The sequence below is a fragment of the Allobrachymonas chironomi DSM 19884 genome, assembly GCF_000374625.1.
In the GTDB taxonomy this organism is placed as follows: domain Bacteria; phylum Pseudomonadota; class Gammaproteobacteria; order Burkholderiales; family Burkholderiaceae_C; genus Brachymonas; species Brachymonas chironomi.
In genome coordinates this window covers 49,424-62,285 of the sequence record NZ_KB894770.1, presented here as the reverse complement: position 1 = coordinate 62,285, position 12,862 = coordinate 49,424, and the positions used below count along the sequence as shown (strand labels likewise).

The window sequence follows — 12,862 nt, the reverse complement described above, 5'->3', positions numbered from 1 at the left end:
CCCCTCATCAGGCCTGAAATTTCAGGCCTGATGTGTTTTGGCCAGCTGCTGCAGCGCCGTGTCCAGTGCCGCCTCGTCCGGCAGACGACGCACATCACCCAGTACGCGCAACAGACGATTGCCGTAATTCTTCTGCAACAGGCGTGCATCGCCGATGATGAGTACGCCCTGGTCTGTTTCGCTGCGGATCAGCCGCCCGGCCCCCTGCTTCAGCATCACCGCGGTTTCCGGCAGGAAATACTCGCGGAAGGCATTGCCACCCTCACGTTCCAGCCGCCGGGTGCGCGCTTCCACCAGCGGATCCTGCGGCGGCGGAAAGGGCAGTTTGTCGATCACGACCAGCTCCAGGGCATCGCCCGGCACATCCACCCCTTCCCAGAACGAGGCCGATGCCACCAGAACGCAACCCTGACCCTGTGCGCCGGTACTGCCCTCGCGGAATCGCGCTATCAGCCGCGCCTTGCTCGCCTCGCCCTGCAACAGCACGACCAGCCCGCTGTCATGCGCCAGCTGTTCACGCAGACGCTCGCCAATCGCGCGCAGGCCGCGCAACGTGGTCGTCAGCACCAGCGTGCGTCCGCCCAGTACACGGGCCGAGCGCGCCGCGAGATCGGCCACCGCATGCAGATGATCGATACCCCCCGGTGGCGGAAAACTGCGCGGCACATAAACGGCCGCCTGGCGCGCGTAATCAAAGGGGCTGTCGACACGCAGCGTCGGCACCTCATCCAGCCCGCAAGGCCGGGTGAACCACTCCAGCCGCTCATTCTCGCCCAGGGTGGCTGACGTGAAAATCCAGGCGCGCTGCTGCACGACAGGCAGCGGCGACTCGACGATGCTCCACTCCGGCTCGGGCAGATCATCGTGCCAGGGCATGTCAGCATCGTCTTGCTGCGACCCATCCGCGCACGCGTCCGCCAGCTCCGGAATGGCCTGTGCATTGCCTTGCAGCAGCTTCTCGCGTACCACCCTGGCGATATCGAGGGGGGACTGCACCAGCCTCAGCGCGCCGGAAGCATCCAGCCAGCGCACCGATTCGTCTGTGCAGGGATGCCGGAACAGCTGTACCTTGTCGATCAGTTCGGCTGCACGCTGGCGCAGCCGGACAAAGTCCGGTCCCAACTCGGACATCATGTCCAGCGCCTGCTGCGTCTGTTGCAGGCGCTCCTGCAGGCCGCGCATCGCTGCCAGCCAGACATCCGGATCCAGGCCTTCGGGAATCTCGCCGGTCCAGCGCAGCCGCGTGCCGGTGGCATGGCGACCACCCGCCAGCCGCCACTCGCGCACCGCCTGCTCCAGATCGCGCGACAGCTCCTGCCAGGGAGCCAGACCACGTGCCAACTGCATGCCGGTGGCCAACATGTCACGGTTGAAATCCAGCACGTGGCTGCTGGACAGCTGCTGCCCCAGGAACTGCGTACCGATATCGTTGAGCTGGTGTGCCTCGTCAAAAATCACCGTATGCACGGTGGGCAGCAGCTCTGCTACCCCCGATTCGCGCACCGCCATATCGGCAAAGAACAGATGGTGATTCACCACCACCACATCGGCCGCCATGGCCTCACGCCGCGCCAGATTGACATGGCAATTCTTGCTGTGCGGGCATTGCTGGCCCAGACAGTTGTCACGCGTGGAGGTCACCAGAGGCAGCAGCGGCGAACGTTCATCCACGCCCTCCAGCTCGCTCATGTCCCCGCTGCAGGTGCTGCGCGCAAACTGCTCGATGCGGTGCATGCCGGCCTGCAGCTCTCTCAGGTGTACCACCGGATCCTGGCGTGCCAGCTCCAGCCGGTACAGGCACAGATAACTGCTGCGCCCCTTCAGCAAGGCCTTGCGCAGCGGCAAGCCCAGCAGGCCGGTGAGGTACGGCAGGTCACGTGTGAAGAGCTGGTCCTGCAGGTTCTTGGTAGCGGTCGATACCAGTACGCGCTCGCCACTGAGCAGCGCCGGGATCAGATAGGCAAAGGTCTTGCCCACGCCCGTGCCGGCCTCCACCACCAGCGCCTCGCTGCGTGCGATGGCATCGGCCACGGCACAGGCCATGTCCAGCTGGCCATCGCGCTGGCGATAGGATGGATTGTCACGTGCCAGCGGCCCATAGGCCGACAACATGTGGGTGACCTGTTCGGCCAGCTCGCTATGTGCGGGCCGAGGGGAATCTGTCGGAGAACTGCGCATCACGCCTACTGTATGTCAAACCCGCAGGACCGGACTGGCCACACCTGCAGGTAGCGCGGGACATCAGGGGGTTGCCGGAGCCCGCACGGCACTGACCGGTTGCTGTGGTGCATCGGCAGCCCAGCCGGGCAGACCGGGCCTGGCTGCCTGCGGCACCGGTGCAGACTGCGCAGCCGCTTCGTGTGCCTTCTGCTGCAGGCGCAGCTGGCGGTCGATTTCCTGCAGCCGGCGGTCCTGGCGATTCAGCTCCACCTCCTGCTTCTGCAGGACCAGATCCTGCGCCAGATAGTCACGGCGCTGCTGTTTCAGGCAGGCGTCCACCCAGAAGCGCTGGTAGCAGTTGCGCTTGTCCGCCTCCCAGCCCTGACGCAGATTGGCACGCTGGCCCTTGACCTGCTGGCGCAACTGCGCAATGTCCTGTTGCGTCAGCTGCCGGCCCAGGAACGGCACTTCCTCGGGCGTAGGGGTCGGATCGGGAATTTTTGGTGGCGTACAGGCCGCCAAGGCTGCCGCCGAGAGGATGCACAGCACGGCACCAGCCTGACGAGCCGGGAGCAGGAAGTGGGAACGAAACGGCATCAGTCCGATCTCAGGTAATCGTGATGTCGACACTGCGGTGTTCCAGTGCCAGGTATTCGGCCGACTGCATTTCTTCCAGCCGCGACGCCGTACGCACGAACTCGTGCGCCAGCGCACCCTTGGTATACAGACGCGTGGGCCCTACCGCAGCCGACACCATCAGCTTGACACGACGATCATAAAGCACATCGATCAGCAGCGTGAAGCGACGCGCGCTGGTGGACATGCTGGCATCCATCTCGGGCACATTGGACAACAGCACGGTATGACACTGCGTGGCGATTTCCAGATAGTCGTTCTGTGAGCTGGCCGTTCCGCACAGGTCGCGGAAATCGAACCAGATCACCGGGCCGCGGCGGCGGCGTGCCTTGATCTTGCGCGACTTCAGTTCGAACACCGGTTCTTCGTCGTTGCCGGCACTCAGCTCGTCGAATGCCTGGTGCATTTCGGCATCGGTATCGGGGCTGATCGGGGTCAGGTACAGACGCAGCTTTTCCAGCGTGCGTTGACGATAATCGGTGCCGTTGTCTACGCTCATCACTTCCAGGCGTTCGTTCAGCAGTGCAATTGCCGGCAGGATACGATCACGGTGCAAGCCATTGGGATAGAGCTGGTCCGGACGGAAGTTGGAGGTAGTGACAAAGCCGACCTGGTTGTCGAACAGCGACTGCAGCATGCGATGCAGCAGCATGGCATCAGCCACATCGTTGACATGAAACTCGTCAAAACAGATCAGCTTGAAGCGCTTGGCCATGCGCACGCCAAGCACATCAATCGGGTTTTCCGTGCCCTGCAGATTGGCGAGTTCGCGATGGACTTCGCGCATGAACTCGTGGAAGTGCAGACGCGTCTTGCGCTTGATCGGAACCGCGTCGTAGAAGCAGTCCATCAGGAAGCTCTTGCCACGACCCACACCGCCGTACATGTAGACCCCTTTCGGGACCGGCAGGCGGTGGATGAATTTCTTCAGTGAACTGGAACGCTTGCGCTTGTAGTGCGACCACTCTTCGGCGCAACGGTCCAGCTCCTGAATGGCCCGCAACTGGGCCGGATCGCTCCGGAATCCCTTTTCTGCCAGACGTTGCTGGTAGATGCGGGATACCGGACCCATCGTACTCTCCTGATCCGTCATCAGAAGTTCAGGGTACGCTTGTCTACGGCCAGGGCGGCTTCCTTGGTGGATTCGCTCAGGCTCGGGTGGGCATGGCAGATGCGGGCGATGTCTTCGCTGCTGGCGCGGAAGGCCATGGCCACACAGGCTTCGGCGATCAGCTCAGAAGCCATCGGGCCGACAATATGCACGCCCAGGATTTCATCGGTCGTGGCATCGGCCAGGAACTTCACCATGCCGGTGGTGTCACCCAGGGCACGTGCGCGACCGTTGGCCAGGAACGGGAAAGTACCCGCCTTGTAGACCACGCCCTGCTCTTTCAGCTGCTGCTCGGTACGACCCACCCAGGCGATTTCCGGGCTGGTGTAGATGACCCAGGGCACCAGTGCGAAGTCCACGTGACCGTGCTGGCCAGCAATGCGCTCGGCCACGGCCACACCCTCTTCTTCCGCCTTGTGCGCCAGCATCGGGCCGCGCACCACGTCACCCACGGCCCAGACATTGGGCAGGTTGGTCTTGCAGTCGTCATCCACCACGATCGCGCCACGCTCGTCCAGCTTCAGGCCGACGGCTTCAGCGTTCAGGCCATCGGTATTCGGCACGCGGCCAATGGACACGATCAGCTTGTCGGCATCCAGCTTCTGCTCTTCGCCCTTGGCATTGGTGTAGGCGATGCTCACGCCCTTCTTGCTGGTCTTGATGTCGCCGACCTGGACGCCCAGCTCGATCTTCAGGCCCTGCTTGTCGAACGCCTTCTTGGCTTCCTTGGCAATCTGCTGGTCGACTGCGCCCAGGAACGTGGGCAGGCCTTCCAGGATGGTGACATCCGCACCCAGGCGGCGCCAGACAGAACCCATTTCCAGACCGATCACGCCGGAACCGATCACGGCCAGCTTCTTCGGCACGCCGCCGATGCGCAGGGCACCGTCGTTGGACAGCACGGTTTCCTCGTCGAACGCCACCTGCGGCAGTGCGCGAGCGTTGGAGCCGGTTGCCACGATCACATGCTGGCCGCTGATGCTTTCGGTCTTGTCGCCATTGGCAACCTGGATTTCGTAGCCACCTTCGGCAGCCTTGACGAAGGAGCCACGGCCATGGAAAAAGCTGACCTTGTTCTTCTTGAACAGGTACAGGATGCCGTCGTTGTTCTGCTTGACGACATCATCCTTGCGGCCAATCATCTTGGCCACATCCATCTTCACGTCCTTGACGCTGATGCCGTGGTCGGCAAAGTGCAGGTTGGCGTGCTCGAAATGCTCGGAGCTTTGCAGCAGGGCCTTGGAGGGAATGCAACCCACGTTGGTGCAGGTGCCACCCGGCGCCGGGCCGCCCTTGCTGTTGTTCCAGGCATCGATACAGGCAACTTTCTTGCCCAGTTGTGCTGCGCGGATGGCAGCGATGTAGCCGCCGGGACCGGCGCCGATGACGATGACGTCGAATTGAGTGCTCATGTTGATCTCCGTTTCACACTGCAGGCTCAGTGTGCAAGCTTGAGGGTGATGACACCGCCGACGATCAGGGCCACGCCCACGAATCGTACCAGCGAGGCCGGATCGCCAAAAAACATCACCCCGATCAGAAAGGTGCCAGCGCCACCGATTCCGGTCCATACCGCATAGGCGGTACCGATCGGAATCTCGCGCTGTGCCATCCAGAGCAGCAGACCGCTGAAGGCCATCGAGATGATGGCCCCGACGATGCCGCTGATCCGGTATTCGGCTTGTTGCGACAGCTTGAATCCGAGTGGCCAGCCGATCTCGAAGACACCAGCCAGCAGCAGGTAAATCCAGGCCATCGCTGTCTATCGATTCCTATCAGATGTCGAACAGCAGGCGGGCCGGATCTTCCAGCGCTTCCTTCATGGCGACCAGGCCCAGCACGGCTTCACGGCCGTCGATGATGCGGTGGTCATAGGACATGGCCAGATAGTTCATCGGACGCACCACGACCTGGCCGTTCTCGACCACGGCACGATCCTTGGTGGCGTGTACGCCCAGGATGGCCGACTGCGGCGGGTTGATGATCGGGGTGGACATCATGGAACCGAACACGCCACCGTTGGAGATGGAGAAGGTACCACCAGTCAACTCCTCGATACCCAGCTTGCCTTCCTTGGCCTTGGCACCGAATTCGGCAATCTTCTTTTCGATGTCGGCGAAGTTCATCTGGTCCACGTCACGCAGAATCGGCACCACCAGGCCACGTGGGCTGCTGACGGCAATACCGATATCGAAGTAGCCGTGGTAGATGATGTCGTTGCCATCGACGCTGGCGTTCAGGACCGGGTACTTCTTCAGGGCGTGCACGGCCGCCTTGACGAAGAAGCTCATGAAGCCCAGACGGCAGCCGTGCTCCTTCTCGAACTTTTCCTGGAAGCGCTTGCGCATGTCCATCACCGGTGCCATGTTGACCTCGTTGAAGGTGGTCAGGATGGCGTTGGTAGACTGGGACTGCAGCAGACGCTCGGCGACACGGGCACGCAGGCGCGTCATCGGTACGCGCTGCTCGGGACGGGCACCCTGCGGCACCGGAGCGGCAGGAGCAGCCGCCGGCTTGGCAGCAGCGCCGGAAGCCACGGCACCCAGCACATCACCCTTGGTCACGCGGCCATCCTTGCCGGTACCGGGCACGGAACCGGCAGCCAGGTTGTTGTCGGCCATCAGCTTGGCAGCCGCCGGCATGGCGACACCAGCCATGCTGGTGCTGGCCGGGGCAGCGGCAGCAGGCGCTGCAGCAGCCGGAGCTGCCTCAGCCGCCGGAGCAGCGGCAGGTGCGGCTGCACCAGCGACAGCTTCGGAGTCGATGCGCGCGATCAGCTGTTCGGCCGTCACGGTAGCACCGTCCTGCTCGAGGATTTCGGTCAGCACGCCAGCGGACGGTGCGGGCACTTCCAGCACCACCTTGTCGGTCTCGACCTCGATCAGGATTTCATCGATTGCCACGGCTTCACCGGGCTTTTTCTTCCATTGCAGCAGGGTTGCCTCGGCAACGGATTCGGACAGTTGGGGGACTTTGACGTCAACGATAGCCATGATGTTCTTCTCTCGGTTGTCTATTCAGGGGTAAGAAAAATGCTTGTGACGGCGCATCAGCGCGTCAGCACAAAACCTTTCAGGCGGGTGAAGGCACCTTCGACCAGCGCCTTCTGCTGATCCTGGTGCAGGTGTGCGTAACCCACCGCCGGAGAGGCAGAGGCAGCGCGACCGGAATAGCCCAGTTTCTGGCCCTGGGACATGTTCTCGAAGATCTGGTGCTGCACGAAGAACCAGGCGCCCTGGTTCTGCGGCTCGTCCTGGCACCACACGACATCGGTGACGTTGGGGTATTTCTTGAACTCGGCAGCCAGTGCCTTGTGCGGGAACGGGTACAGCTGCTCGACACGCATGATGACGACATCGTCGGCACCGCGCTCTTCGCGCTTCTTGACCAGATCGTAGTAGACCTTGCCGGAGCACAGCACGATGCGCTTGACCTTGTCGGCCTTCTTGGCCACATCGGCGTTCTGCTCGGGGATCACGGTCTGGAAGTGGCCCTTGGTGAACTCGGACAGCGGCGAAGTGGCGTCCTTGTTGCGCAGCAGCGACTTGGGCGTCATGATGATCAGCGGCTTGCGCAGGTTGCGCACCATCTGGCGACGCAGCACATGGAAGATCTGGCTGGCCGTGGTCGGCTGCACGATCTGCATGTTGACGTCGGCCGCCAGCTGCATGAAGCGCTCCAGACGCGCCGAGCTGTGCTCGGGGCCCTGGCCTTCGTAGCCGTGCGGCAGCATCAGGGTCAGACCGTTCAGGCGGCCCCACTTCACCTCGCCGGACGCAATGAACTGGTCGATCACCACCTGGGCACCGTTGGCAAAGTCGCCGAACTGGGCTTCCCAGATCACCAGGGTGTGCGGATCGTTGGAGGCATAGCCGTATTCGAAGCCCAGCACCGCCTCTTCGGACAGGATGGAGTCGATCACGACAAACGGCGCCTGCTTGTCAGAAATATTCTGCAGCGGAATGTAGGTACCTTCGTCGTATTTTTCGCGACGCTGGTCGTGCAGCACGGCGTGACGGTGGGTAAAGGTACCGCGACCGCAGTCCTCGCCTGACAGGCGCACCGGGAAGCCGCTGGACACCAGCGAGGCAAAGGCCATGTGCTCGCCCATGCCCCAGTCCACCGGAATATCGCCGCGGCCCATGGCAGCGCGGTCGTCAAGAACCTTCTTGACCAGGCTGTGCACGTTAAAGCCTTCGGGTACGGTCGTGATGCGCTCGGCGATGCGCTTCCACTCGGTCAGCGGGATGGCGGTGTCGGAAGCGTCGGTCCACTTCTGGTTCAGGTAGGGAGACCAGTCGACCGCAAACTTGCTCTTGAAGTTGCTCAGCACCGGGTCTACCGTGTGACGGCCTTCGTCCATGGCTGCGCGATAGGCCTTGACCATGTCGTCGCCCAGCGTGTCGCCCAGCCCTTGCGCAGTCAGCTTGTCGGCGTACAGCCTGCGCGTGCCGGGGTGCTTGCCGATCTTGGTGTACATCAGCGGCTGGGTGAGCATGGGAGTGTCCTGCTCGTTGTGGCCCAGCTTGCGGAAACAGACAATGTCGATCACCACATCCTTGTGGAACTCCTGACGGTACTCCATCGCCCATTGCGTACACAGGGCCACGGCTTCCGGATCGTCACCGTTCACATGCAGCACCGGCGTGGCCATCATCTTGACGACATCGGTACAGTACAGCGTGGAACGGCTGTCGCGCGGGTCGGAGGTGGTGAAACCGATCTGGTTGTTGATCACGATGTGCACGGTACCACCGGTGTGGTAGCCACGCGTTTCGGCCAGCGCCAGCGTTTCCATGACCACGCCCTGACCGGCAAAGGCCGCATCGCCGTGCACCAGCACCGGCAGCACCTGCTGGCCGTGCGGGTCATCGCGACGGTCCATGCGGGAACGCACGGAGCCTTCCACCACGGGGTTGACGATTTCCAGGTGGGACGGGTTGAACGCCAGGCTCAGGTGCACCGGACCACCTTCAGTGGAGATATCGGAGCTGAAGCCCTGGTGGTATTTCACGTCACCACTCGGCAGGTCTTCGGGGGCGGTGTGCTCGAATTCGGCAAACAGGTCACGCGGCATCTTGCCCAGCGTGTTGACCAGCACGTTCAGACGACCACGGTGGGCCATGCCGATCACGATTTCCTGGACGCCGGCAGCGCCAGCCTGGCGCACCACTTCGTCCATGGAGACGATGAAGCTCTCGCCGCCTTCCAGCGAGAAGCGCTTCTGGCCGACATACTTGGTGTGCAGGAAGCGCTCCAGGCCTTCGGCAGCCGTCAGGCGGTCGAGGATGCGCTTCTTCTGGTCGACGTTGAACACCGGCTTGGCGCGGGAAGTTTCGAGCTTTTGTTGCCACCAGCGCTTTTCGGCGAATTCGTTGGTGTGCATGTATTCCACACCAATCGTGCTGCAATAGGTTTCACGCAACGCGTTCAGCAGTTCGCGCAGCGGCATGCGCTCCTTGCCGAAGAAGGTATTGCTGGTGTTGAAAACCGTTTCCAGATCGGAATCGGTGAAATCGTAGAACGCCAGATCCAGCTCGGGGATCTCGGGGCGTTCGCTGCGCTTGAGCGGATCCAGATCGGCCCAACGTGCGCCGGAGTTGCGATACGCGGCAATCAGCTGCTGGGCAGCCGTGCGCTTGCGACCGGTTTCCACGTCGGGGTTGGCGTACACCACCTGGGTGCCGCCCTGCTTCGCGCGCTCGGCAAAAGCGGCGATTACCGGCTGGTGCGGTACATCGCGTGCATTGCTGCCATCGGCCGCAGGCTGGTGCTGCAGGTTGTCGAAATACTGGCGCCAGTCCTCCGGCACGCTGCCGGGATTGGCCAAGTAGTTTTCATACATCTCTTCGACATAGGGCACGTCGCCGCCGAACAGATGGGTATTCGAGCTATAGCTCTGGTAGATCGATGAATCGCTCATTTTTGCGCTTACCTCCACGCCCCTGTAGGGCGCATTAGCTGGTTAATTCAACCTTCCACGGCACGGCTGAACCGGATGGTGGACGCGGCTGGGTAGAAAGTGGGCATGACGCAAGGCTTGCGCATGAGCACTTTCTTTACCAGCCGGTATTGTGCCACCATTTGTCCTGGAAGGTCTTTGGAACGTGTATGGGAGTACAGCAAGAAAAACCGTCTTTCACTAGTGGGTGAAAGACGGTTGGTGTGCTGTTACTTGCCTGCGTCGACCATGCCCTTGATATTGAGCAGGGAGGACGGATCGTCGATGGTCGTCAGGTCGCCGGGATCACGGCCTTCGGCAACGGCCTGCAGGGCGCGGCGCAGCAGCTTGCCGCTGCGCGTCTTGGGCAGCGCCGTCACGATCATGACGCGCGCCGGACGGGCCACCGCACCCAGATCGCTGTCGACCTGGCGCATGATTTCCTGCTCCATCTTCTTCAGGCCTTCCGGGGTATCGAGACCTTCGGCGGACTTGGCCGTGACGAAGGCCAGTGCCACCTGGCCCTTGACGTCATCGGCCACACCGACCACGGCGGTTTCCGCCACGTTCGGGTGAGCAGAAATGCTTTCCTCGATCTCACGCGTGCCGAGGCGGTGACCGGCAACGTTGATCACGTCATCGGTACGGCCCAGGATGAAGTAGTAGCCATCGGCATCACGGCGTGCCCAGTCGTAGGTGCTGTAGACCCAGCGGCCTTCCCCGGATGCCGGATCTTCCATCTTGTTCCAGTAGGTGCTGACGAAACGCTTGTCGTCACCCCAGACGGTCTGCAGGCAGCCGGGAGGCAGCGGGCCCTCGGCCACCAGCACGCCCTTGGCGTCACCGCCTTCGACCGCCAGGCCGGTGCTCTCATCCACCAGGCGGACGTTGTAGCCGTACATGGGGAAGCCGGGGCTGCCGAAGCGCGGCTGGTTCTTTTCCACGCCGTCAATGCCATTGGCAATGCCGAGGATAGGCCAGCCGGTTTCGGTCTGCCAGTAGTTGTCGATGATCGGCTTGCCGTTGAGACCGTAGGAGATCCACTTGGCGGTAGGCTCGTCGAGCGGCTCGCCAGCCAGGAACAGTGCCTTGAGGCTGGACAGGTCGTGTGCCGTCAGATGCGCCGGATCCTGCTTCTTGAGTACGCGGATCGCCGTGGGAGCGCTGAACATGACGGAGACCTTGTACTTGGCCACCAGGCGCCACCAGATGCCGCCATCGGGCTGATGGTCGAAGCCCTGCGTCGGCAGGCCTTCGTACATGATGGTGGCCATGCCACCGACCAGCGGGCCGTAGATGATGTAGCTGTGGCCCACCACCCAGCCGATGTCGGAAGTGGAGAAGAAGGTTTCGCCAGGCGCACCGCCATAGATGTAGGGGATGCTGGTGGCCAGGGCCACGGCATAGCCGCCGGTATCCCGCTGCACGCCCTTGGGCTTGCCGGTGGTGCCGCTGGTGTACAGGGTATAGCTGGGCGCGGTGGCATCGAGCCAGACACAGGGCACCTGGGCGTCCATGTGGCGCGTGCGCAGCTCGCTCCACAGCACGTCACGGCCCTCGACCAGCTGCATCGGTGTCAGGCCACGATCGACCAGCAGCACGGCTGCAGGCTTGTGCGTGGCCAGGTGGATCGCCTCGTCAAGCAGCGGCTTGTACGGCACCGGTTTGGCCCCGCGCGAACCGCCATCGGCGCTGATGATGACCTTGGGTTGGGCATCATCGATACGGGTGGACAGGGAGCCGGACGCAAAGCCGCCAAACACCACGGAGTGGATGGCTCCGATGCGGGTACAGGCCAGCATGGCGAAGCAGGCTTCGGCAATCATGGGCATGTAGATCAGTACGCGATCGCCCTGCTCCACACCCAGCTCCTGCAGGCTGGCGGCCATGCGCTCGACTTCGCGCTGCAGCTCGGAGAAGCTGTAGGTCTTCTCGGTGTTGGTTTCGGTGGAGACAGCGATCAGGGCTGCATCGTCGGGACGCTGCAGCGCGTGGCGATCGACCGCGTTGTAGCACAGGTTGGTACGACCACCCACGAACCAGCGGGCAAACGGGGGATTGCTGTAGTCGCAGATCTGCTGGGGCGGCGTTTCCCAGTGAATGCGCTTGGCCTGTTCGGCCCAGAAGGCCTCGCGTTCCGACAGGGACTTCTGGTGAAATTCCTCATAAGTTTGCATGTGTGCTCCTTGTGTCTACCTATTTTCTTTTACCCGCTTGCACGGCTGGTTCATGATTATCTGCCAAAAGCCTGAGGCAAATGCTTACATTCGCATAGGGATTGACACCAATCCGGAGCCCCTTACTTGACCAGTGAGAGCACCTCGCGGAAGGCCGGGTGTTCGGCTGTGCGCAGCCATTCGAAGGCAACCATTTCGGTGGTCACCAGCTCGGCACCGGCGGTGGCCAGACGGTCGAAGCCGGCATCGCGGTTGCGCTCGCTACGTGAGCTGCAGGCATCCGTCACGACCCAGACGTCGAAATCGTTTTCGAGCAGGCCGAGCGCCGTCTGCATCAGGCAGACATGGGCCTCGCAGCCGGCAATCACGATGCTGTTGCGCTCGGGGGTGGAAGAAGCGGCAATCGCCTTTTGCAGGTGCTTGGGCAGGCTGCGTGCATTGCCTGCGGGCTGGCGTGCCGGCGGACGCAGCGCATCGGCCAGGCCGTCATCGCAGGCGTTGAAGTACATCTTGGACAGGGTCTTGTCACACAACTCGCGCACCGAGGGGTGGTTGGGGCCGAGCTTGGCCGGGTTTTCCTCGGTGCCCCAGGTTGGCACCTGCAGGATCCTGGCCACCTTGCCCAGCAGAACGGCATTGGCCAGCGCCTTGTCCGCTTCGTGGATATAGGGCATGAGTTTTTCCTGGTAATCCACAAGTACCAGTTGGGATTCTTCTGCAGTCATCAGCATGGGCTGGTTCTCCATTCATTTACAGGGGGATAGTGCATTATGGAACGGATTGCCCTGCTGCCGGCACAGGGTTGGTCCCCGGCATGGCTTGTCGCGCTATCTGTCG

The 12,862-nt window shown here is 62.4% G+C and carries 9 protein-coding genes; all 9 read right to left on the bottom strand.

Annotation, left to right across the window (positions count from 1 at the left end; all coding sequences use genetic code 11):
* Window positions 1-21: 21 nt before the first annotated feature.
* Window positions 22-2,112, bottom strand: a complete 2,091-nt coding sequence (locus C513_RS0107850; protein WP_018715500.1) for an ATP-dependent DNA helicase — start codon at window positions 2,110-2,112, stop codon at window positions 22-24.
* 129 nt (window positions 2,113-2,241) lie between these two features.
* Window positions 2,242-2,757, bottom strand: coding sequence for a hypothetical protein (locus tag C513_RS0107845; protein WP_156816068.1), 516 nt, complete (start codon window positions 2,755-2,757; stop codon window positions 2,242-2,244).
* Window positions 2,758-2,767: 10 nt separating this feature from the next.
* Complete coding sequence (zapE, locus tag C513_RS0107840) at window positions 2,768-3,868, bottom strand: cell division protein ZapE (RefSeq protein WP_018715498.1); 1,101 nt, start codon at window positions 3,866-3,868, stop codon at window positions 2,768-2,770.
* Between the two features lie 20 nt (window positions 3,869-3,888).
* Window positions 3,889-5,319 carry a dihydrolipoyl dehydrogenase gene (gene lpdA, locus C513_RS0107835; protein ID WP_018715497.1) on the bottom strand — a complete coding sequence of 477 codons (1,431 nt, stop codon included), beginning with the start codon at window positions 5,317-5,319 and terminating at the stop codon, window positions 3,889-3,891.
* 26 nt (window positions 5,320-5,345) lie between these two features.
* Window positions 5,346-5,663: a DMT family transporter gene (locus C513_RS0107830; protein WP_018715496.1), complete on the bottom strand. Its 318-nt coding sequence runs from the start codon at window positions 5,661-5,663 to the stop codon at window positions 5,346-5,348.
* A gap of 19 nt (window positions 5,664-5,682) precedes the next feature.
* A complete protein-coding gene (odhB, locus tag C513_RS0107825) occupies window positions 5,683-6,900 on the bottom strand; it encodes a 2-oxoglutarate dehydrogenase complex dihydrolipoyllysine-residue succinyltransferase (protein ID WP_018715495.1) in 1,218 nt (405 codons plus the stop codon).
* A 56-nt stretch (window positions 6,901-6,956) separates the two neighbouring features.
* Window positions 6,957-9,830, bottom strand: coding sequence for a 2-oxoglutarate dehydrogenase E1 component (locus C513_RS0107820; RefSeq protein WP_018715494.1), 2,874 nt, complete (start codon window positions 9,828-9,830; stop codon window positions 6,957-6,959).
* A 248-nt stretch (window positions 9,831-10,078) separates the two neighbouring features.
* Window positions 10,079-12,025 (bottom strand): propionate--CoA ligase, encoded by a 1,947-nt coding sequence (locus C513_RS0107815; RefSeq protein WP_018715493.1) that lies wholly within the window; start codon window positions 12,023-12,025, stop codon window positions 10,079-10,081.
* Window positions 12,026-12,147: 122 nt separating this feature from the next.
* The gene (locus C513_RS0107810; RefSeq protein ID WP_018715492.1) at window positions 12,148-12,756 is read right to left on the bottom strand and encodes an isochorismatase family protein; all 609 of its coding nucleotides are present in this window, start codon (window positions 12,754-12,756) and stop codon (window positions 12,148-12,150) included.
* Window positions 12,757-12,862 lie beyond the last annotated feature (106 nt).

Excerpts from the sequence above, each read along its gene's own strand:
- C513_RS0107850 (WP_018715500.1), bottom strand. The coding sequence starts at position 2,112 with ATGTTGTCGGCCTATGGGCCGCTGGCACGTGACAATCCATCCTATCGC.
- C513_RS0107845 (WP_156816068.1), bottom strand. The coding sequence starts at position 2,757 with ATGCCGTTTCGTTCCCACTTCCTGCTCCCGGCTCGTCAGGCTGGTGCC.
- zapE (WP_018715498.1), bottom strand. The coding sequence starts at position 3,868 with ATGGGTCCGGTATCCCGCATCTACCAGCAACGTCTGGCAGAAAAGGGA.
- lpdA (WP_018715497.1), bottom strand. The coding sequence starts at position 5,319 with ATGAGCACTCAATTCGACGTCATCGTCATCGGCGCCGGTCCCGGCGGC.
- C513_RS0107830 (WP_018715496.1), bottom strand. The coding sequence starts at position 5,663 with ATGGCCTGGATTTACCTGCTGCTGGCTGGTGTCTTCGAGATCGGCTGG.
- odhB (WP_018715495.1), bottom strand. The coding sequence starts at position 6,900 with ATGGCTATCGTTGACGTCAAAGTCCCCCAACTGTCCGAATCCGTTGCC.
- C513_RS0107820 (WP_018715494.1), bottom strand. The coding sequence starts at position 9,830 with ATGAGCGATTCATCGATCTACCAGAGCTATAGCTCGAATACCCATCTG.
- C513_RS0107815 (WP_018715493.1), bottom strand. The coding sequence starts at position 12,025 with ATGCAAACTTATGAGGAATTTCACCAGAAGTCCCTGTCGGAACGCGAG.
- C513_RS0107810 (WP_018715492.1), bottom strand. The coding sequence starts at position 12,756 with ATGCTGATGACTGCAGAAGAATCCCAACTGGTACTTGTGGATTACCAG.